12 protein-coding genes and 2 pseudogenes are annotated in these 21,569 nt (G+C 56.9%); 5 read left to right on the forward strand and 9 right to left on the reverse strand.

The window, feature by feature from the left end; translation table 11 throughout:
* The first annotated feature begins 93 nt into the window (after positions 1-93).
* From AC1RJ3_RS28080 to AC1RJ3_RS28095, 4 genes and pseudogenes are all read left to right on the forward strand, one after another.
* Entirely contained in the window at positions 94-462 is a 369-nt protein-coding gene (locus AC1RJ3_RS28080; protein WP_054594109.1) for a glyoxalase superfamily protein, read from the forward strand.
* Positions 463-544: 82 nt separating this feature from the next.
* Positions 545-790 carry a FitA-like ribbon-helix-helix domain-containing protein gene (locus AC1RJ3_RS28085; protein WP_054594108.1) on the forward strand — a complete coding sequence of 82 codons (246 nt, stop codon included), beginning with the start codon at positions 545-547 and terminating at the stop codon, positions 788-790.
* Entirely contained in the window at positions 787-1,206 is a 420-nt protein-coding gene (locus AC1RJ3_RS28090; RefSeq protein ID WP_054594107.1) for a type II toxin-antitoxin system VapC family toxin, read from the forward strand. Before AC1RJ3_RS28085 ends, AC1RJ3_RS28090 begins: the two co-directional genes overlap by 4 nt.
* A gap of 17 nt (positions 1,207-1,223) precedes the next feature.
* A pseudogene (locus AC1RJ3_RS28095) lies at positions 1,224-1,328 on the forward strand (VOC family protein); the annotation flags it as partial.
* Between the two features lie 43 nt (positions 1,329-1,371).
* On the opposite strand, the gene AC1RJ3_RS28100 reads toward AC1RJ3_RS28095, so the two are convergent.
* From AC1RJ3_RS28100 to AC1RJ3_RS28130, 7 genes and pseudogenes are all read right to left on the reverse strand, one after another.
* Positions 1,372-4,173, reverse strand: a complete 2,802-nt coding sequence (locus tag AC1RJ3_RS28100; RefSeq protein WP_493081697.1) for an RHS repeat-associated core domain-containing protein — start codon at positions 4,171-4,173, stop codon at positions 1,372-1,374.
* The gene (locus AC1RJ3_RS28105) at positions 4,170-8,660 is read right to left on the reverse strand and encodes a SpvB/TcaC N-terminal domain-containing protein (protein ID WP_493081699.1); all 4,491 of its coding nucleotides are present in this window, start codon (positions 8,658-8,660) and stop codon (positions 4,170-4,172) included. Before AC1RJ3_RS28105 ends, AC1RJ3_RS28100 begins: the two co-directional genes overlap by 4 nt.
* Positions 8,660-9,241 (reverse strand): Tc toxin subunit A-related protein, encoded by a 582-nt coding sequence (locus AC1RJ3_RS28110; protein ID WP_493081701.1) that lies wholly within the window; start codon positions 9,239-9,241, stop codon positions 8,660-8,662. Before AC1RJ3_RS28110 ends, AC1RJ3_RS28105 begins: the two co-directional genes overlap by 1 nt.
* Positions 9,238-12,753, reverse strand: coding sequence for a neuraminidase-like domain-containing protein (locus tag AC1RJ3_RS28115; RefSeq protein WP_493081703.1), 3,516 nt, complete (start codon positions 12,751-12,753; stop codon positions 9,238-9,240). Before AC1RJ3_RS28115 ends, AC1RJ3_RS28110 begins: the two co-directional genes overlap by 4 nt.
* 28 nt (positions 12,754-12,781) lie before the next feature.
* Positions 12,782-15,343 carry a Tc toxin subunit A gene (locus tag AC1RJ3_RS28120; protein WP_493081705.1) on the reverse strand — a complete coding sequence of 854 codons (2,562 nt, stop codon included), beginning with the start codon at positions 15,341-15,343 and terminating at the stop codon, positions 12,782-12,784.
* A 223-nt stretch (positions 15,344-15,566) separates the two neighbouring features.
* Positions 15,567-16,430 (reverse strand): methyl-accepting chemotaxis protein, encoded by an 864-nt coding sequence (locus AC1RJ3_RS28125; RefSeq protein WP_371917730.1) that lies wholly within the window; start codon positions 16,428-16,430, stop codon positions 15,567-15,569.
* Positions 16,425-17,486: pseudogene (locus AC1RJ3_RS28130) on the reverse strand (methyl-accepting chemotaxis protein); the annotation flags it as partial. The gene AC1RJ3_RS28125 and the pseudogene AC1RJ3_RS28130, both read right to left, overlap by 6 nt.
* 257 nt (positions 17,487-17,743) lie before the next feature.
* Between AC1RJ3_RS28130 and pmrG the strand changes: the two are divergent.
* Entirely contained in the window at positions 17,744-18,418 is a 675-nt protein-coding gene (gene pmrG / locus AC1RJ3_RS28135; RefSeq protein ID WP_347928050.1) for a lipopolysaccharide core heptose(II)-phosphate phosphatase PmrG, read from the forward strand.
* 86 nt (positions 18,419-18,504) lie between these two features.
* Here pmrG and AC1RJ3_RS28140 read toward each other — a convergent pair whose 3' ends face one another.
* Both AC1RJ3_RS28140 and AC1RJ3_RS28145 read right to left on the reverse strand, forming a co-directional pair.
* On the reverse strand, positions 18,505-19,959 hold the full coding sequence (locus AC1RJ3_RS28140; RefSeq protein ID WP_054594102.1) for an ArnT family glycosyltransferase: 1,455 nt from the start codon (positions 19,957-19,959) through the stop codon (positions 18,505-18,507).
* A 167-nt stretch (positions 19,960-20,126) separates the two neighbouring features.
* Positions 20,127-21,536, reverse strand: coding sequence for a DUF2252 domain-containing protein (locus AC1RJ3_RS28145; RefSeq protein ID WP_493081707.1), 1,410 nt, complete (start codon positions 21,534-21,536; stop codon positions 20,127-20,129).
* Between the last annotated feature and the right edge of the window lie 33 nt (positions 21,537-21,569).

The following is a 21,569-nucleotide window of genomic DNA, read 5'->3' on the forward strand; positions in this document are numbered from 1 at the left end:
GTGGCACTGTGCAATTAAAGAATGCCTTCCCCAAGCCGAAGCGCTGTCATGCAACCCACTTAGAGTGGGGCCTTTCAGTTTGGGAGTAGCGCAATGAGCTTCGGTAAAACCACCCCGATCCTGCGGATCTTCGATGAAGCCAAGGCGCTGGAGTTCTACGTCGACTTCCTCGGTTTCACGCTCGACTGGCAGCACCGTTTCGAGGCGAACTTCCCGCTCTACCTGCAGGTGTCGCGAGGTGAATGCGTGCTGCATCTGTCCGAGCACCACGGCGACGCAACGCCGGGTTCGGCGCTGCGCATCGAGACCGATGAGCTGGAAGTGTTCCAGCAGCAATTGCTGGCCAAGGAATACCGCTTCGCTCATCCACAGATTCAGGCCATGCCCTGGGGGAGCCAGGACATGACCATCAGCGATCCGTTCGGCAATCGGTTGGTGTTTACCAATGCGATTTGTGTTTGAGACCGCTGGGCGGTCTACTGAGTTGTACAAGCGGGGGGTGTGCTAGTCTCAATCAATGATTTCATTGATTGCAGGAGGCATCATGGCCAGCATCACGATTCGAAACCTTGACGACCAGATTAAAGAACAACTGCGAATAGCCGCTGCCCACAATGGGCATTCGATGGAAGAAGAAGCCCGTTTGATTCTGGGAAGAGCATTGGCCACTGTTGATCGGGCAGGAGGGCTTGGTAGTCGGATCCGCAGCCGGTTTAGCGCAAACGGTGGGGTTGAACTCGATTTGCCTTCGCGCCAGGAGAAAGCGACAGCGGTGGATTTCTCCGAATGATAGTGCTCGATACCAATGTTCTTTCAGAGTTCATGCGGGCTGAGCCCGATATACACGTGTTGGCCTGGGTTGACGCACAACCGGCGATGGATCTGGCAATCAGCGCGGTTACCGTCGCAGAAATTCTCCATGGCATTGCCCGGCTGCCATTCGGTAAGCGTAAACAGAAACTTGAAGCGCATGCGATGGCGATGTTCGAAGAGGACTTTGCCGGAAGAATATTGCCTTTTGATGCTCATGCCGCTGTCGAGTACGCGACGCTGGTGGCGGGCTGCGAAGCCAACGGCCGAGCGGCGTCGATGGCCGATGCGCAGATTGCCGCCATTTGCCGAACTCACGGTGCCTCGATTGCTACTCGCAATGTTCGGGACTTTGAGTTTCCCGGGGTTGAGGTGATCAATCCGTGGGAGGCCTGAGCGCTGGATTGATCACCTTTGCTCATCCACAGATTCAGGCCATGCCCTGGGGGAGCCAGGACATGACCGTCAGCGATCCGTTCGGGAATCGGTTGGTGTTTACCCATGCGATTTGTGTTTGAGCGGATAACTGTATGGGGTGGCGGGTCAGTCAAGACAAACCTGTCATCTTCTATTCCGACTACCTCCCGGACGCGTGCGTTGTACCTGGTTTATTTGCTGGACACGTGCGTTGTATCCCGCATAGTCGGGGGGATTGCGTCCGGTTGGAATGTTGACCGCATGCGGAATGATCCCGCTGCAGTTAATGCAGGCAGGGAATGGCTGAGGGTTAGACCCCCGAGATAATGTGTCTGTGAATACAGTGGTGTCGGCAAGTATCCTTTCCGCTCTATCCGGATAGAGCGCAACAATTGAGTTCACCAGTCGGACTTCTGCATGGGTCCCGGGGCCACCGGCGAGTATCGGCATGATCCCCGCCATTCTATCGATATGAGTTGCTATCCAGTCTCGCGTAGGTTGTTGCAGTTCATGGGCGTTACTGGACAGCCTGCTGATCGTAGGCGCATCTCTTAATACGTCTTCATCGATTGTTAAATTGTGGAACATGTCATTGCCCGCCGCGGCGTACCGGTTGGACACATCGGTCACATAGTCAGCCGTGTTACTGATCCTGTAGGTTCCGAATTGCAAGTAGTGCCCGGCGTTCGTGGCGTTGCCTGAGTAACGCATATCTACCCCTGCATATCCCCTCATACTGCCTTGAGGCTTTGGGATATTAAAAAAGTCGCTGAGCCCAATTTCGCTCGTTTTGATGTATCCATACGAGTGAGCAAGAAATTCCTGCCTCAGCAATCTCTTGTCTAAAAATTGATCAGAGCTTTTATCGTAGTCATCCGGCATCAAGCGATAGGTAAGGTCACCGTTAGCGGTATCCATGATTTCCTGTGAGCGGGCTCTGCCCCAATCCTCGAATTCTCTGAGGTCTTCGTCTCGCATCAGGCCCTTGTGATCGACAAATCTCACCGGGTTGTTTCCCACCATGCAATACAGATTCAACCCGTCAACCGCTCCCGCCGGATCAGGACTGATCCAACGCTGTAACCATGGCGCGTAATACCGGTGCCCGTAGTAATACAGTCCACTGGCATCACGCTCCTTGCCGGAATATCGAATCGTTTTGTAATCGGCCTCCACAGCCGAACGGGACGCCGTCCACGCCGTACCGCCATAAGGCAAATAACTTTCCTGACTGATCAGCGACGCCTGGTCGTCAAGCTCCAGCGAGCTGGACCTCAGATGGTCATCAAGGCTGTAGCGTATTTGATTGGCCGCGATATCGGCCGGTCGGCCTTGGGTCCAGTGCAGGTAGCGAACGCTACAGCGACCCGCCTGCAGGGTGATGACTTCCAGTCGCTCGTGAGTGCGGGTGCGGATTTCGAGGCCCGGCAGATAGCGAACTTCTCGGGTGTGAGTCACCGACGCTGCATGGGTAGTTTGAATCTTGCGTACACGTTGACCGCTGCTGTCGTAGCTGTAGCGCTCAATGTCATCGTGCCCGTCTTCACGTTGGATCAGCATGACACTGGCGAGTTGATTGCGGGTGTTCCATTCCAGCGCCTGGCCCGGTTGCAGGGCGTTCAGGTTACCGTTGGCATCGAAGTTTGCTGCAATGTCAGGAGTTGAGTCGCCCTTGTTCCAGGACTGGAGGCGATTGTTTGCGGCGGTAATGTTCAGGGTCCGGGTGTAGTTATTACGATCGCGAACATGGCGCAGTTCGGTCAGGTTGCCCCCGGTGTCGTACGAATAGAGCTCGGTAAAGTTGAACAATTGCCGGGCGTCGATCGGTGCTCTGCTGGAGATCGGAAGGTGGGGTTGGTTGTTGGGGCCTTCCGCTTCACGGCCTGTCGCGCTGGTCAGTTGGTAAAGGCTGTCGTAGGTGTAGGTGCTGATGGCTTCGACTCGCTGATTGCTGCCAAATTGCACTGGCTGGGTCTTGTCCTCGATCTGCGTCACATTGCCCACTGCGTCATAGGTGTAGTGCAAGTCCTGCAGGGGGCTGCCAGACACGGACGCGCCGAGTGAGGTCAAGCGGCCGCTGGCCGGATCGAACAGGGCGCGACTGGTAACCCCGTTACCGGCAGTCTGGGATTCCACTTGGCCAAACGCGTTGTAGAGCAGATCCTTCACGATGTTTTTTTCGATCACGGCGTCTTTTATTTTCAGGCTCACGGACTTGAGTTGACCCGCAACATCAAACGAGAAACGTTGTTGGTGCTGACCGGCATCGATTTGCTGGATCATTTCTCCCAGCGCGTCGTAGCGCCAGATCGTTTTGTAACCCTCGCCCTCTTCAAGCAGTACATTGCGGTCCTTCTCGTCTGTTGGCCAATGCGGCTGCCGGGGATCGATGAGGAAGCGCCGTGTCTGGCCAGCAGGTTTGGCGCAGAGTGCATATTCATGGATGAGCAGGGTACCGGCGCTGTCATCGTGACGGGTCAGTGCGCCACACAGGTTGCTCGCCGCAGCGGCTGACGAATTATCGCCATAGCTGAAGCGTTCGATCACGCGCAGATCCTGGCCTGCTGCTTGCTCCTGGATTTCGGTCGGCCGGAGCTGATTGTCGTAGCTCGTTTGCCAGTGGCTGCCACGCTGATCCCAGCTGCGCAGTGTCTGTCCGGCGTCACCAGGCAGACTCAGGCGCCACCCGGCATCGACACTGTCGACCAACAGCGGCTTGCCGGACAGGCTGTAGAGGGTGGTCAGATTGGCCTTTGGCATTTTGCCAAACAGTCGTGGGTCCCACTGCGCAACCAGGTGTCCGGCAGTGTCGTGGTCCTGGCGGGTAATACGTGCTTGAGGGCTGTCGTCTGCGCTGTCGCGCCAGTAAGCGATTTGCCGCACGGGCAGGCCACGGCTGTCGATGGCGTTGATCGTGGGTGTCTTGCGGTGAAGGCGTACGTTCATGCCTCACCTCCGGTTGTCGGGAGTGGTTTGGGCATGACCTCTTCGAGTGTGTCGTTCTCGTCTTCATCCACGGTGTACCAGGGATGACGGGTTTGCCGCCGCAGACAGGAAAGATCACCTTGTTTGGCGAGTCGTGTGTGAGTCGGTCGCCCCAATGCATCGTAAAACTGCAAATCGCAGTGGCCGAACTTCCGAAAGGACACATCGTTGATGTAGCGGTGCTGATCGGCGAAGTAAGGACGGTAAGTTCGGATCGCCAATCCCTTGTTGTTGTATTCGACACGTTCACTGACGCGCCAGCGCTGCGCGGCGATCTGTTGCTGCGGTATTTTTCCGTTGAGCGTCAGCTCTCCTGTGTTGCTGACGACGTAGGCTGTTCCTGACTCGACCTTGAGCTTTTGTTGCAGTGTCCGGCCAAAGCCGTCACTGCAGGTCACGGCGATTCGGATTTGCCTTTGGTCGTCATCGGGATAACGATCGGCGGTCAGTGCAACAATGTGCACCGGCTCGCGAGCCGAGATGTCGAGTTCGGCTTTCAGTTTCGCTTCATCGGCCGAGAGTGTCTCAAGGTCCGCCAGACGACGCCGAATCGAGGCACAGATATGTCCGCTCGGCAGTAAGTCGCCGTTGGCTACGCAACGGGTCAGCCAGTCGGTGTCCTTCAGAGCGGTGTCCGAGGCGCGCCCCATCCAGCTAAAGGGTGCGTAATAGATGGCAATGGCGGCGTCTTTCAGAGCGTCTTCTTTGTTGGTGATCGCCTCGCTCGGACGGGTGAATACCGGACGTCTGTATTGGGCAACAGGTTTGAAACCGGTGAGCTTGTTACCCTCGCTGCGATAAAAACTGCTGGCCAGTATCTGGCCAAAACTGTCGTAGAGGCCTTCTTGAATGTTCCCGTTCGGATCGGTGATGCGTCGGGGCGCAAGCGAGCGGTAATCGTAGGTGGCCTGGGTGATGCAGCCATCGGGCAGTTTGAACGCGGTGATGAGGCAGCCGTACTTGTCGTGGCTGATCTCGGTCACGCCCTGGCTTGTGCTCGGCTGGAGGGTTTTTACTTTGTAAAAGCCCTCCAGTGTGGCGTAGGTCGAGAAACCGCTTTTGACTGACCAGAGCTTTTTGGGGGACTTGGACGTCGGGAGAAAATCGGTCATGCGGTGATAGCCACTTCGTTCAAGCAGTTTTCCCTTGGGGCGAGTTGCTTGCGACAACACATCGAAGGCTTTCAGGGCTGTATCGTCCAGCTCGGCGGTTTCCAGATGGTCGGCCAGGGCTTCGAAGTGAGCGGTGCCGTCTGGCAAGGTTTCTGCGGTAGAAGTGTTCTTGTAGCGTTGCACGGACAGGCCCGTCAGGATGCTCTGGGTCGTCCAGTCGGTTCCCTTGATGAGTTCGATGAGCTTTTCGTAAGTCATGTCCTTTGTGGCCAGCCCTCCAGATGCAGGCGCCTTGGGTCGTTTCAGGGCATGGGTACGCTGGCGATAAGGCAGACTCAACCGCCATCCCTGGGGTGAATCCAGATGAATGAACTCGGTGCGGGTTTCGTTCAGGTAGTAGAGCTGTTGCGCCGGATCATGAGCATCGCGCCACCATTGCTGTTGGTCGGCATCGCTGAACGGCGGGGTATCACTGGCGGTTTTACGTCGGGCGCAGTGGACGCTTACGTTGTGGATCAGTGCGCCGAACCTGTCGTGCTGCAGATTGAAGATGTGCTGGCATTGCGGATCATCGGTAATGCCCTCGTACTGGTAACTGATGGACTCCAGTGGCAGCGGCAACATCCGGGCGTAGCGCTGGCTACTGTCTGGCACTTGTAGCAGACGGACCTGATAGCGGTTTTCCTGAACCGAATAAAGCGTTCTGGTTTTCAGGCGTGTATCGATTCCGAGGATCTCGCAGCGCAGTAAATGACCACTCAGGGCGCGCGCCATTTCGAGGGTTGTCGCAGTATCAGGGGTAACGAGTGTGTCGCCCCCGATCTCGGGTTGGTATTGGCAAAGCAGTGCCTTGCCCAGTGCCACCGCTGCTTTGTCAGCGCTGTGATAACCGGTTCGGGGCAAGTCCACTGCTTGTCCGGTGTGGTACCAGCTCTTTTTCAGGCTCGGTGTCGTAAAACCTTGCGAGTCGGCATCACCGGGATTGGCTTCACTGTCGGTTTGCAGCAACAGGCCGAAGCCGCGAAATTCCCGTTCGATACCGTCGTAATAGCCTTGGCGATAGGAAAAACTCTGGGTCAGTTGATTGCCGGTAATCTCGTCGAGTTGGATCTGGCTCGAAACCAGATGCAGGGCAAAGGGCAGATGACAGCTGCGGGGCTTGCCGGCTTTGATTCTCTCTGCTTTTTCATCCAGCCATTCCTGTGCCGAACTTCGGTAGCGGATGCTGCCGGCGGCGCCCATGTTGTTATTGGTGCCAGTGAGCAAATACGGTTTTTCACTGACGAAGTCGTAGCGCCAATGCTGCGTTGTCATGTGCGGCACGCTGAGTATCAGGCTGGAACAACCGAGCCCTTGCAGGTCAGCGATGCTCACCTGGCAGAAACGATCGTAGCGCACACCTTGCGGCCAGGGCAGGGCAACTGACAGGTCGAAAGCATTGCCGCAGCGGTTCATGAATATCTGCGCATGGTCCGCATGCAGGTAGATCAGATCGGCGGCGCCCGAACCGTCCAGATCTGCCAGGCGAATACGTGAAGCGTCGAATGTCTCGTAGTCAAGTTTCGGCGAGCCCAGCACGAAGCCTTTACCGAAACGTCCATGTCCCAAGTTTGGCCAGCACTTCACTTCATTGTGGCGAACACGGACCAAGTGCGGTTGGCCACTGCCCAGGATATCGCTGAAAGCCACCAGCTCGGTGAGCGAAGACGTGAGCACGGGAAGGGCGTCTTCGTCCTCTTCGCGAGGCACTTCGCGGGCAGCAGCAAAGCCCTTTTCTCGTTGATTGGCATACAGCCGAACGCTGCGCGGGCCTATCAGCGTCAAGTCGCTTAGCCCTTCGCCCATCAGATCGGCCAACTGTCCTTGTGGATGAAAAAACTCCGTAGGGAACGCATCGAGTGAGGCAAAATTCGACCAGTTTCGATCGGGGCCCAGGGAGAAAACCCCACTCAATCCTGGCTGAGCAATGACCCAGTCCAGTCGACCATCGCCTGTGAGGTCGCTCAGTGATTGGCGCACAGGTTTGGCAGTATCGGCGGTCGGGATCGTCGGCAGGGCGCGCCACTGATCGTAAGTCACTTCATTGCTTTTGGCCTTGGCGCGTAGGGGCTCACGGTAATACCAGGCATTTTCACTGGAATGAAGTACCCCCGGTAGCCCTTCACCGTACAGGTCTACCAGTTGGTAACGCTGACCGTCGTTGAGACCGGGCATGTCCTGAAACTGCTGCCAGTGGTGGGCGTCGGCCGGGAGCTTGAACGGGCTGTAGCTGAACTCGACGGGAGGACGGCTATCGGCTGTTGTCGCGTTGCCGAACGCCTGTTCATGGGCCGCTGTCAGGTGTTGATAGCCCAGAGACGTTTGACGGTAATCGAGCAGCAGGCGTCGGACCAGAACGGGGTCGGTACCCAATTCATCGGGAAAGCGGTGAAACATCAGCACCTGGCGGCACAGGCGCTCTGTACGTAATTCAAAGCCGTAGGCGAAGTTGGAAAACCCGTCGCTACGGGGTTGCCACTGTTGGCCGTCATATTCCGGTTTCTGTTCGTACGCCGTGCTCCGTTCGCCGTAGTCGAACAGCAGTTCGAAGTGCCATTGCACAAGCCTCAGGCGATCGGCTTTCCATAAGTAAAGGTGCGCATCGGCCTTGAAATTGCCATAGCTCACACGGCTCAAATAGCGCTGGGCCTTGGCGTCATCTTCTGCCTTGTACTGGTAAAGGATGTGTTCGCCGTGCGGGTTCAGGCTCTCCTCCAGCAACCATTCGCCGACAAGGTTCGAATCCTGCGGATCGGCACGACGCGATGCGGGACTCTTGCCGAATACGTGAAGGCTGCCGTCGGCACCGTGCACCAGCCAGAAACCCGCTTTGTCGCTCTGGGAGGACCAATGTTCAATGTGGTCGAAGCTGCTTTCGATTCTCGGGACGTGGCGCGTGACGGTATGGGTTTCGCTCAGTTCCAGGTCGTTGTAATGGTCGATGCGGGTTGAGGTGATGACGCCTTGTGGATCGCGCTCGGGCAACCATACAACTCCACTGGGGCCGATAATCTCGTCATCCTCGGTATAGGCCGGCACACCTTTGCTGGTGCGTCGCCCGACGGTGGGCAATGACATCCCCCAACCGATACCAAACACACTGTTACCCACCGAGCTGCCATAGCTCAGAGACAAGGAGGGAGCAAAGCCGCGACCCGGCGAAATCGGCAAGGCAAGCTCATAAGAGGCCGCGCCGTGGGCGCCGACGGCTCCCCAGCCTTTGCCAATGCTTTGAATGGTACCACCACCTTTGGGCAGCGACGGCGCGATGACAGGCAATGCGTTTTGTTCGCTCATTACGCACCTCCCGCTCTGGCCGTGTAGCTCACGTGCACGATGATGTCGGTCAGTGAGTCCAGCATGGCTTTCTGCGCTTCGGGATTAGGAAAGGTCAGGCGCCATGTGGAGATGGCGCCGGTGTATTCGAAGGGCAGGTAGCGTTCATCGTTGAAGTTCAGGGTGAACAGGCCGTTGTCGTCGACTCCGGTGGAAAGGGCGATCTGCTGGCTGGCTCGCTTGTTTTCCATGAGCTGTCCCTGGTCACCTGGAGACATGAACACTTTGCTTGCGGTCTGGGTCAGCGTTGCCCGGATGTTTTCATAGGGGCCGAGGAGGACCGGCAAGGAGACGCTGAGGGTCTTGATGCGTCGCAGGTAATGCTTCTGGTCTTTGTAATCGTCTTCGAACATGGCGTGGGTCAGTTCGAAATCACAGATACCGTCCTTCAGATCGATTTGAAGGTCCTTCCATTCTTTGTTGATTGAGCTGGAGCTGTCCTGGTCTTTGATCTGACGCAGCGACACGGTTTTACGAATCTCCAGTTCTCGCTCGTTACGCTGCAAATATTCGGCCTGCATTTTCAGCAGGCTCAGCTTCAACTGCTCAACTGCTCACCTGCTCCGAGCCCACGGTAAGTTGTGTTCCAGGTCCCGGGTTGAACAAAGCGCGTGCTGAAGTCGGCGCGCTCGTATTGCCAGCAGGCTTCGGCGGCCAGGCACAAGGCTAGTGTCGCGTCGTAGGCCTGGTAGTACAGCGTGGCAAACTGGCTGTTGAGCCATTGGTAGAGCTGCGCTTTGGTAAAGCGTTTGCTGAGGAAGTCGTAGCTGGCCTTGGTCTGGCTCAGTGCTGTTTCAGCCTGGCGTAATTGCAGGCGTGTGGCGGTTTCCTGCTCGGTGAAGTGCGCGAGTTGTGCGTCGATCTGGTCCAGTTCGAGTTGTGCCTGATCACGGGTCAGGGTCCACTCCTCCCGCCGACGACTGAATTGCGCCGTACGGTCGAGATGGCTGGCCGTGGTGCGAGTCGCTATGGCGGAGCCTTGGGCGAGCGCAGTGGCGGCATGCATCCCGCCTTCCCAGCGGCTACCACCATTACTGAAACCAAAAATAGTGGGAACCATCATCATGCCGCCCGCGACGACCTGGGAGGCTGATGCCGCCAGTTCGGATGCGCCGCTGCTCAAGTACAGTTGGCTGGCGGCAGCCTCTTCTTGAGTGACATCCTTCTCCAGCAACTGCTGATAGTGGCTGATTCGACCCCGGACGATCGCTTTGCTGGCCAGCAGGGCCTGGCGGTTTTGCCGGTCGATGCGTAGCGCCTGGGTTTGCAGGCCGACGGACATTTTCGCCAGGTCCCAGGCGTGCTGTTGCTGCAATTCCTGCAACCGGGTTTGTTCTTTACGCTCGATCAGCGACAGCAGCGTGGCGCCGAACTGGTTGACACTTTCCACTGCACTCAGGGCCTGACTGTGCATGACCGTGAAGCGATAGTGCGGGATTTGTGTGCTCGGCAGGTTCGAAGCTCCGCCGCTTGAAGCGCTCAATGCATTGGCGCTGAGCAAGGCGCGAGGCTCCAATGGCGCCGCGAATAACGGCAAATGCAAGGGCTTGCCGACGATGTCGAGGTTATGCCGCAGGTTGTATAAACGACTCTCGGCGATGTCCCAGCGCTTGAGCAGTTCCGGGTTGAACGGCAAACGCAGATGCGGGGTATCGATAGCGGGTAAGGAGTTCTGCGGACTGCCTTCGCGTAATTGCAGGGTTGAACGGATCAGTGAATCTTCGAATGTGCGCAGGCTTTTACTGGGTGCCTTGCTCAACGCTTGCAGGCTGATAGCCGACCACTGATCGACTTGTTGAACAACCGGGCGTGGCCCCAACAGATCCAATGCCCGCACATACCGGCGCTTTGCCTCGCCGAGGCTATCGGGTGTCAGTTCGCGGTACGCGGCATCGCCTCGGTTGATCAGAATGTCGAGGTACAGGAAGTACAGCGTCTTGCGAAAATGCACAGGATGGCTAAGGGCGATCTGGTGCGGATCGTGAGGTGCCTGGCTGGAATATGAGGGGACATCGGGGCCGGTCAGAGGGACCGCATTCCAATAACCGGACTGCTTACGGCCTGGATCGAAGGCATAGCGAATCCAGCGTTCGGCCTCGTCGTATTGGTGTTCTGTGTTCAACCGATGGGCGATCAGCCACGGCAGGTACAGGAACAGTTCTGTGAAGTAACGACCGTAAGGGCCGTGGAAATCCATGGTTGTTCCGGAATCGGTGTCTGCAATTTTTGGCTCTGGCAGACGTTGTGTTTCCGTACTGAACAGTTTGTCCAGACTGTTTTCGGTACGTTGGATCAACTCTGCGGCGAATGCGGTGTTGAGTCTGATTGGCTGACGACCGGGAAGTCCTTCGTCGCTGTGCGAAATCGTCGATTCCGAGAAGTCGAGAAACTGCACCGTGCCCGAACGTTTAATTGTGGGAGTGCGGAAATCGTTGCGAATCCTGAGTCTGATGGCAGCAAGATAGTAAACTTCTGTTTTTTTTACCGCGTCGTTAGTAATGCAATATCCGTAGTAAAAAGGTTCACCTTCTGTCTTGATTTGGTCGGTGTCGAATGTGGCTGTAAACTCTTTATCTAGGTGAGGCAGGGTCTTGGACGAAGAGGTACGTTCGCGTTGGGAGTCTCTAACGGATAGTGGCCGTAATATAACGTATTTAATTGAATCGCCACTTTTGAGGGGATGTGCCTCCTTTAATTTAAGACTCATGGTAAGCGTTGGTTTGGTTGGGTCATAGATTATGTTGGCGGTAAATTCGTCGGGCTTTTCAATGGGCGCTACATTTTTATCTTTTAAATCAATGGGTATTGAAGTCTTTAATAATGCTGTGCGTGCATTGGATCTTGCTTGTGCAGAGATTTTTGGTTGAAGTGAGTGCGTGTTGGAAAGCACGCGGAGATCTTGCGTAAGTGTGTAATGCAGATGCCGTCGGTTTTTTGCTGTGTCTTCTTTAGGAATGAATACTCCTGGGCTGTGCGTGAGGTATTTGTCGACGCTGGCTGTTTTCAGAAAGATAAAACTGTTGTCGGCCTTGGCATCTTGCGGGTTAACGTATAGGGCAATAATCAGACAATCCTGCGAGTTCTCCTGGTGATGGACGGCGACAGTACCTGTCAGCGACTTGATTGAACTCAAGTCCTTGTCTTGCAGTGTTACATCGTCGCCGTAACCCTGCAGGCAGGTTCGCGCGGTGCTCCAGCTGCCATCGTGTTTACGGTAGCTGAGGCTTAGCCGAAACAGGGGATTGTTCTTGGTCGTTTGGCTTTCGCTGGAGTGGGCGGCAGGATCCTGATGAATGCATTCGGCCCAGACGACAAACAGGCGATTGTTGAACCAGACCGGGCGAATCGAATGCTCGATGGCGTCATCCGGAATGGGCACATCGGCTTTTTCCCAGTCCGACCAGGCGAACGGGTCGGGTTGATCAGTCTGGGCTGGGCGTTGCGCCATGTTCAGCGAACGCCAGAAATAGGTGTTCTCGCTACGGGATTTGGCGATGAAGTAATAAGTGCTGTTGGCGAAATCTGCACCATCGATATAGCCATTGAGGATGTTCAGGTTGGCGACTTCTTCGAACCGGGTCAGATAGGCCAGCACGGCAGTCTGAACGGCATCGGGTTGAATCCGGTTTTGGCTGAGGTCGTTTTCCAGTTGCTGGAAGTTATCGCTCTTGTTGTTTCTCAGGCCGGGGTCCAGATAAATCGCGGGGAAGTACTGCAGCTTTTGATGGGCGGCCCAGGTTGGGTACTGGTGCATCTCATTGCGCCATGTCTGCACACGCTCGGGAGCATCGGTTGCCGAGTCATAACCGGGCTCCATGTTCATCAGAATGCGATTGATGTAGTGCTGCAGGCTGGCAATGGCACAGGCCACGGGGGTGGTGGGCACATCCTGGCTGACCAGCACATCGAGTAACCAGTATTCGTAGAGATCCTGGGCGGTCTTGAGCTTGAGGTTTTTTGTCGTGGCGTCGACGGGCACGACTTTGTTCAGGTACAGCGCCAACAGTGCATCGCGCAGGCGTTCATCAAGCTGCTTTTTAATGGCAACGGTCATATTCGATCCTTGAATAGAGGTGTACGGGTCAATGACAGGCAGCGAGCACGGCTTCACCCACGGTTTTCCAGTCGGATGTTGAGCTGTCGGCTGTCAGGGCCGTAGCGTTGAGCAGGAGGCTTGCCGACAGTCCTGTGCGCTTGCAGCACGTTTGGCAGCGCATGATCCAATCCACTTCCTCCATTGTCCTGGCGCGGTTTTGCCCTAATAGCGCGGTCAGGCAACTGACCTCTTCGATGCTCCAGTTCAGGAGGTTGGCCAGCAGGCCGTTGGAGTCTTTCGCCGGGGCCTCATTCGCCAAACGCAAGTAATGCAAAAGGTTTTCTTCTGACTGCGGCTGATGGCGGGCGCAATGACTGAAGCGTTCGAGCAAGTACAGCGTTTGAGGTGTCAGGGTTCCTGGGCTGTTCGAGGCGAGCCACGCAGGATTACTCATCAATTGCTGTAGCGTGCTGCTGTTCAGGTGCAGCCCCTTGCAGGCTCCGGCAGCGCGAAGGACCTTCGCCAACGATTGGGGTATTTTTCCTGGCGAGAAATTTTTGATCTCCGTGACGACTGCCATTGTGGAGGTGTCGCCCATCGCCATCACGCTGGGGACGTATTCGGCGGATAAGTCGGCAATGTCATGCAGCAGCGTTTCCACCAGGCGCTGTTGATGGTCAGCAGAAGGATTGGTGTCAGCTCGAAATGTCTCAAGCCGTCTCTCCAGCTCAGGGGGGAACGGTAAGTCGTCCTTCGTTGAACTGAACAAGCGACACCATTGCAGCACATCACGGTTGTTTTGCTTGAGCCAGTCAACCGCCCATTCCATGGCCATCAATACGTCAAGTATGTCGGTTGAATGATTATAGGGGTCGCTCAATTTACCTTTAGCCAACAGCTCGCAGAACGCTTCCCCTCCCAGCGTTCGCGCCATTTCTGTGCATTCGACAGGCGACAAGCCAAACATCTGTGCGATGCGGGCCTGGCGGTAAAGTGAAGACACCGTGGGTAAGTCGTGTTTAAGCGAAGAAAGGTGTTCTTTGGTCTGTGCCGCGAGCAGTAACAGCGAGTCTTGCGTGACGGTCAGCCCCAACCCCGCGCCGAGATAGTTGAGGCTCGGTTGCGATTTGGGGGCTTTGATATCAATGTCCTGTCCCGCGTTTTGCAGCAGAGGATTCGGGAGCAATTGAGTGCGGTTGAACACTTGATCGAACAACGGAGCACGATCACCGCAAGCGGATGTCGGCATGTCGTGCAGTAGCGAAGCAAACTCCTCGGGCGCGATGCCGTAACGCTGATTCAGGTATCGATACACCCCCAGGACACGGAGGGTGTTTGGATTGATCCACAGTGATTTCAGGCCGGGCAGTGATGTCGTGCCGTCCGAGTGCATGGCGTTGACGATCAGTGTGTCCAGTTCGGCCGCGGGGATACCGGTCCAGCGCTGCAGCCGGACCATACGCAACAGGACGTCAAAACAAATTACGGGGAGGATATTGAACGTCGCGGGGCTCGTCGCTACCACCATTATCTTGTCGCGAGCTGACGCCGTGTTGATGTACTCGCAGCCATAAAAATGACGACCGGCCCCCGGGCTGTTGGTTGAGGCTTTCGGACGGTGTTTACCCTGCGCCAGCAACTGATCAATCCGCTCCATCGTCAGCCCGGTAAGCTCCTTGAAGCGCTCAACGCTAAGCCTTGGATCGGAGACTTTAGTACCGTAAGCCTTCACCTCTATATCGGGGTCGAGTGGCTCGATCAGTATCTTCTGCTGCTCCGGGCTCAGGCCGGACATCAGTCTCTGAGCCTCGGAAGAGGGCTTGGAAATGCTTCCGTATTCAGACTCGTCGAGCAAAAAAGGCAGTTTCAGACTGACCTGATAATTCAACTCGCCCAGCGCCGGTTTATCTGCACCCAACCCAAGCAAGCACTGGTGATGATGAAGGTCATAGGGCAGAGAGAGCGGGTAGCGCTCGCAGGCCAATACTTCGTGAACGGACTTCGTGTTGTTGGTTTTTTTCAGGTGTTCCTGGACATGACTGCTCAAGGTGTCATTGACGATGCTCAGCATCGGCTTTGCTGCGAAGGCACTCTGGTGATCCAGCGTCAGGTTTTTGAGGTCCGGACGCCTCGTCTCCAGGGTGATCTTGTCGGGGTGTGTGGACGATTTTTCCAGTTGTCCGGCAAACAGATACAGCGCTCGCAGATAGGCCACTGGCGAGTCGATTGCAGCGATATCACCGTCCTTGCAAAACTGCTCCCAATTCTCGTTGAACAATGCTTGATAGGTGGCGGGCCCTGACGTCGACTCGGTACCAACACTGCGCCGAACACGTCGACTGGCATCGCCGGATGACAGCTGATGCTCCTGATACAGACGGCTGATCTGTCGGGCATAGCTCAGCGCGTTGCCATACGCCTGCTCGGCGTTTGCGTCGGTATGCCTGGCGAGTTCAAGGGTGAACTCCTCTTTGGTCATGCGCACGATGTCGAACACCGACTCAAAGCCCATGTGCTGCATGGCTGTCTTGAAGTCTGCTTTTGTCTCGTCTTCGTTGCCTGGGGAGTCAATCAACCTGTGTAACAGCGAGCCGTTGCTTACGTCCATGTGTTGTCATTCTCCTGTTCGAACGGAATGTTCTTGGGCAGAAGAAAACGTACAGGAGTCAGTCTGGAATCGCGGTAGGTTGGCTGGGGATTGGGCTGTACGAAAAAGCAATCCGTTGTTCGGATTTATCGTCTAGAGAACGCCGGTATTCAGCCCCCATACCAGTTGCAGGAAAGGGGCTGAATGGGCGCGTTACGGGCCGAGAGTATTGACGGTTGGCAGGTCAGACGCGGAAGTGGCTGACCATCATCTGCAACTGATTACCCAGCCGTGCCAATTCAACGCTGGACGCGGCAGTTTCATCGCTGGCGGCGGCCGTTTGCTCGGAGACGTCGCGCACGTTGATGATGCTGCGGCTGATCTCTTCGGCCACCGCGCTTTGCTGCTCGGCAGCGGCGGCGATCTGCTGGTTCATCGACTGGATGTTCGACACCGTGCGGGTGATGTTTTCCAGTGATACACCGGCCTTGCGGGTCAGCTCGACGCTGCTGTCGGTGAGGCTGCGGCTGTTGTTCATCACCGCGGCGACTTGCTGGGTGCCGTTCTGCAGGCCGGCGACCAGGCCTTCGATTTCTTCGGTGGATTTCTGCGTGCGTTGGGCCAGGCCACGCACTTCGTCAGCAACCACGGCGAAACCACGGCCGGCTTCACCGGCGCGTGCCGCTTCAATGGCAGCATTGAGCGCCAGCAGGTTGGTCTGTTCGGCCACTGCCTTGATCACGTCCATGACGCTGCCGATCTTGTCGCTTTCCTGTTGCAACACGGTCATGGCTTCGGTGGAACGCACCACTTCACTGGCCAGGCGTTCGATCTGAGCGATCGCTTCGTTGACCACTTTATCGCCTTCGCGGGCTTCACCGTCAGCCGCTGCTGCCGCTTGCGACGCTTCTTCGGCGTTGCGCGCGACTTCCTGCACGGTGGCGGTCATTTCGTGCATGGCGGTGGCAACCTGATCGGTTTCGATCTTCTGGCTGTTGACCCCGGCACTGGTTTCTTCAGTCACCGCCGACAGCTCTTCCGCAGCGCTGGCGATTTGGGTGACGCCGTCGCGGATACCGCTGATCAGTTCGCGCAGGGTGACGCCCATCCGAGCGATGCCTTGCTGCAATACGCCAAGTTCGTCACGACGGGTGACGTGGACATCATGGGTCAGGTCGCCGCCAGCGATGCGTTCGACCACCGCCAGGGTTTCGCGCAGTGGGCGAGTGATCTGTCGGGTGATGATCACGGCCGCGAGAACGCCAACCAGCAATGCCAGCACTGTACTGATCAGTTGCAGGGTACGCGCCTGAGTGCTTTCGGCGTCACGGCGATCCAGCTGGATCTGATACAGCGCGTCACTGCGCGTAACGATGTCATTGCCCTGGACAGTCATTTCCTGGCGAGCCACCACCGCGTCATTGTTGGCCGCTTTGTAGGCCTGCAATGCGTTGCGGTAGTTGAGCAAGGCGCTTTGCAATTGGCGCAACGCATCTTGCTGGCTGTCGGCGAAATGCGTGTTGAGTATTTTCAGGCTGGCAATGGCCACGTCCATCTGGGCGAAGGATTTTTGCTCGGTGGCCGGATTGCTGTCAGCGATGTAACCGCGAACCTCGTAGCGGGCGAGCTGAAACTGTTCCTTGGCTTCGGTGATGGCCAGGAGTTGTTCGAAGCGTTGATCGCTCAAGGGCATCTGGCGCACACGGGTGTCGATGTCATTGATCAGCGTGTTGGCGCTTTCGGCATTCTCACCCATGGTCTGACGCACACTGCTCACGGTCCGATAGGCGCTGCGCATTTTGTTCAGCGATTGCTGGTAGGCATCGATGACGGTGCCCTGTTCATTGAGCAGCTTGAGGTTTTCCGGGCTCTTGAGGCTCGACAGCAGTTTTTGCTGCTGGGCCTTGAAGCCGTCGAGGGCGGTTTGCACAGTCTGCGCCACGGTTTCGTCACCGTTGGCCAGCATGTACTGCAAACGGGTAACCCGCAGTTTGGTCAGACCCGCATTGAGCTGAGTGATATCGCTCATCCAGTTGCTGCGGTCGATCAGTCCACCCAGGCTGGTCCAGCCGGTCAGGGCGAGAATGCACGTAAGGGCCAGCACCAGGCCGAAGCCCAAGCTCAGCTTCAGGTTGACGCTGATGTTGGCGAACCAGCTATTCATCAAAAATTCCTCCAGGAACGTTGTGCTGCTTATCGTCAGTTGGCTGGAAGATTATTGTTTTTGGAGGCCAGCAGAATGTATTCGTAGAGGGCGTATCGGCGGCAGGCGCGATAGCTGAAACGTTTTTCGTAACAAGAAAATACGGGGCATGCTTGTCGGTTGAGCATTTTTTCACATTCATTTCACTGGGTACTTACGCATCGACTTTTAATGTTGCCCGTACAATTGGGTATTCGTGTGTCCGAGGCAGTGTGAAGGTGGAGTCAAGATTGGGTTTTGCGGGTATCAAGCGTTCACTGAACCGGGGTGGGCTCACTCGCGCTAAATACATTGCCCTTGCACTACTGGCATCACTCTTTGTTATCGCGTTGGCATTCTGGCTGCTGCGCCCAGTCGGTCCGGCGGACCTGGCCCACGGCAACATTGCCGGGGACAAGGCCCTGGCGGCCAGTTGGGCCAAGGGCGATACGATTGTGCTGATCCGTCACGTTGAGCGATGCGACCACTCCACTGCCCCTTGCCTGGACAGTGCCGATGGCATTACCGAACGCGCGCGTGCGGTGGCTGTCGGGATAGGTTCGCAATTCGCTCACCTGGGCCTGACTAACACCGACATCTACAACAGTCCGTTGACGCGGACCACGCAAACGTCGCGCTATATGTTCAATACGCTCGGCAGTGCCCAGGATTGGCTCTTCAACTGCAAAGGCACGATGCTGCGTGACGTGCTGGCGCACAAGGTCGCCGGCCGTAACCTGGTGCTGGTCACCCACAGCGAGTGCATGGCGGATCTGGAAAAAGAACTGAAGTTGCCAGCATCGACCCCTGGGTATGGCGCGTCGCTATTTTTTACGCTGGATACCGCGCAAACCCAGCCGAAACTGCTGGGGCTGATCGAAGCCTCTGACTGGCAATCAGTCGATATCAAATAGCCCGGCGGGTTGATCCTCCCAGGCTACTTTTGCCAGGCAATAAAAAACGGCACCTGCATCAGGTGCCGTTTTTTTTGCTGGCCGTTTTACTGTGCGACGAAATAGTAATCCTGACGCCCCACCAGCATTTTCTTCAGTACCTTCAACGGGGCCTTGGGCTCAGTCTCGGCGGCAATCAGCGCCACATGCGTGGGAGAGGCGGCGAGAAATGCCGTCAGCTCGGCTTCGGTCTGCAAGTCCTTGAGCAGGGTGTGGGTGTAGAACACCGTTGCCCCGGCAGTCCGTTCGTTCGCCTGATACAGCGCAACTTCTTGTCCGTTGGCCTGCATGGTCTGGATTTGCTCGGTCAATGGCAGGAACGACAGTTTGCGGTCAGCACGCGGGACGATCCATTGGGCCGCGGCCAGATAACTGACGAACAGCACGCTGATGATGCCGATTGCGATACCGCGACGATTGCGGGCGATTTTGCCGAGCAAAGTTGATGCTTCGGTGTGCTTGCGCAAGCGCTCGTATAGCACTGTCGCATATTCTGCGGCCAGTACGGCGGCGGCCGGCGTCAGCGACATCAGGTACACCGTGCGCTTGCTCGACGCGAGGGTCAGCATGAAGAACTGGGCGAGCAGCCACAGCGTAAAAAACAGCAGGTAGCGATTGTTCACCAGGCTCTTACGGAAATGCCACAACCCCAGGTACACCAGGATGTTCCACGGCAGGAAGGCTTCCGGCAGTTTGGCCAGGTAGTAATAGAACGGCTCGTAGTGGCCGGCTTCAACGAACGAGCCGTTGAAGCGCCCGACGCTGTTGGTCAGGAGCACTTCGGCCAGTGCCTGCGAGCCACCGCGCTGATAGAGCATGAACAGCCAGATCACCAAAGGGATCAGCCCGAGCAGGGTCGCCAGTGCCGGCCCCATCCAGCGCGGCAGGCTGAAGCGTTTGTCGATCAGGCTTTCGGCCAGCAGGTAGGCGAAGATCACCACCCCCGGCATTGCCAGACCCAGCACACCTTTGCTCAACGTGGCGATGGCGATGCCGACAGCGAAGAGCAGCCAGCTACCCAAGGCTGCGCGCTGTTCGGCATGTTGGCGATGAGCCTGATAGAACGACAGCAGCGCCAGGGTTACGCCCAGGCTCAGCAGTGCATCTTCGCCAACACCGCGAACGTTGCCCCAGTAACTGGCCATGGTCGCCAGCATGATCCCGGCAACCCAGGCGATGGTCGTTGGACGGCCAAATCGGCGCAGCATGGTGTACAGCAGCATCACGCTGAACAACCCGGCGAAGGCCGAGGCCAGGCGCACGGCCAATGGCGTGCCACCAAACGCACGGATCGCTCCGGCATCGAGCCAAAGGCTCAGCGGTGGTTTTTCCAGAAAGGGCTGACCGAACAGGCGCGGAGTCACCCAGTCGTTATCCAGGTGCATTTCCATCGCAATCCCGGCAACGCGGGGTTCGGTGGAACCTTGTAACTGGTGATTGCCAAGGGCGAAGAAGAACAGCAGGCAGGTAAGTAGCAACAGGAGTGGGGCAGGGCGTGACATAGGCATCAGGCTACCGAAGGATGAGGGCCGAGAGTAAAACAGGACTCGTAAGTATACGAGGCCACTTCTTAACAAAATGTGAATTGGAAACATCATGGGCAAGGCCGGCCGGTTTATAGCTCAGTAGAACCGGGTCGGTCACCCTTTGCATTGATTGAGGTGCGCACCTAAGGCAGATGATCAGCGGCAAAATCAGTTTCCGAACGGGCCTGTAGTTTGCCTTTGCGGCAGGCTCGTTGAAAGCGTTCGAAGTCGCGCTCGTTCTGGTCGGAATAGGCCTTGGCGTACTTGAACAGGGCATTGGCCATGACCTCGCTCTTGCCAATGTAACCGCTGATTTGTGCAGCTTGTCCGCTGGCTTTGGCATGGGCTCGAGCCAGGGCTTTGCCACAGATGTGGCCATACGCGGAAAACGTTTCGGCATCGAAGGTTTCCAGCTCCGCCGATATTTTCATGTCCCGTAGCTGGCGCACATAGAAGTGCTGGCCATTGGGGCTGGTGGTCCAACCGAGGAACAGATCGCTGGCCGACTGCATAAGGCGCTGGCCTTCAACCACGCGCTGGCCGTCATGGCGTATCCGCGATTTGGCTTTGACGTAATCGGCAATCACCGAACGGCGTGCTTCCTTGAGCTGCAAAAACAGCGGTCGCTCCTGGTCGTCGGTCAGCAGAGCAACCAGGCAGCGTGTCCCGACGCTGCCCACCCCAACGACTTTGAATGCCAGGTCCTGGACCTGGAAGCGCGCCAGCAAATCACGACGATCGCCCATCAGCGTGGCTCGGTAATCGTGCATGAGGCTGTCGTATGGTGGCCGCCAATCGTCCACGCGCATCCAGTCATCATTGGCGTCCAGTAGCGTGGAGTCTTTGTGCAGATGGAAGATATGTGGCAGATCATCACGGATCAGCAAGCGGCCGTGTTTATCGCGCTCACATATCTTGGGCAGCAGTTCCGCGTGGGTGCGATGCTCGGCTTTGTTAATGGCGTTTTTCACATGCTCCAGCGTGCTGGTGGAGGGTTCCTGTTTGAGCAATTCGTTGTAACCGAGGGCGTCGTACCAGATTTCCAGGGCACTCTGTTCGGCGCATTCGGCCATGCTCTCTCGATAGGCTGAGACCACACGGCGACAGATGTCTTCCTCCACTGACGCAACGTGGCGCAGGTCGCGAATGGCGACCAGGAAGCTCGTCACCAGCCGTTTCAGGTCCCACTCCCATGGACCCGGGTGAGCTTCATCGAAGTCGTTGACGCTGAACAGCAGGTTGCGTTCCGGCGTGCCAAAACCACCGAAGTTCATCAGGTGACAGTCGCCGCAAATGGTTGAATGCAGGCCCATGTCCGGCGTCCCGGACAGGTCGTGGGCATGGAGCAGAGCGTTGCCACGATAGAAGGCGAAAGGCGAAACCAGCATGCGCCCGAAGCGCAACTCGTTCAGCGAACGGATTCGCCCTGCACTGGAGGCCTTGATCAAGGGGAGTGGGTCGCGATCAGTCTTGCCGAGCAGCGCCTGAGCATTGCGCGAGCACTGCTTGCGCGCATCCTTGCCCTGCTTCAGACGGTCTTTGAGGGTGGTCATGAGGTCCCTTTCGAGGTGGGCTGAAAGACTGGC

This window comes from Pseudomonas sp. GW822-FHT04C11, from assembly GCF_058800905.1.

Coding starts and splice junctions, on each gene's coding strand:
- AC1RJ3_RS28115 (WP_493081703.1), bottom strand. CDS start 12,753: ATGACCGTTGCCATTAAAAAGCAGCTTGATGAACGCCTGCGCGATGCA.
- AC1RJ3_RS28085 (WP_054594108.1), top strand. CDS start 545: ATGGCCAGCATCACGATTCGAAACCTTGACGACCAGATTAAAGAACAA.
- AC1RJ3_RS28090 (WP_054594107.1), top strand. CDS start 787: ATGATAGTGCTCGATACCAATGTTCTTTCAGAGTTCATGCGGGCTGAG.
- AC1RJ3_RS28125 (WP_371917730.1), bottom strand. CDS start 16,430: ATGGGCGTCACCCTGCGCGAACTGATCAGCGGTATCCGCGACGGCGTC.
- AC1RJ3_RS28120 (WP_493081705.1), bottom strand. CDS start 15,343: ATGGACGTAAGCAACGGCTCGCTGTTACACAGGTTGATTGACTCCCCA.
- AC1RJ3_RS28080 (WP_054594109.1), top strand. CDS start 94: ATGAGCTTCGGTAAAACCACCCCGATCCTGCGGATCTTCGATGAAGCC.
- AC1RJ3_RS28145 (WP_493081707.1), bottom strand. CDS start 21,536: ATGACCACCCTCAAAGACCGTCTGAAGCAGGGCAAGGATGCGCGCAAG.
- AC1RJ3_RS28140 (WP_054594102.1), bottom strand. CDS start 19,959: ATGTCACGCCCTGCCCCACTCCTGTTGCTACTTACCTGCCTGCTGTTC.
- AC1RJ3_RS28100 (WP_493081697.1), bottom strand. CDS start 4,173: ATGAACGTACGCCTTCACCGCAAGACACCCACGATCAACGCCATCGAC.
- AC1RJ3_RS28105 (WP_493081699.1), bottom strand. CDS start 8,660: ATGAGCGAACAAAACGCATTGCCTGTCATCGCGCCGTCGCTGCCCAAA.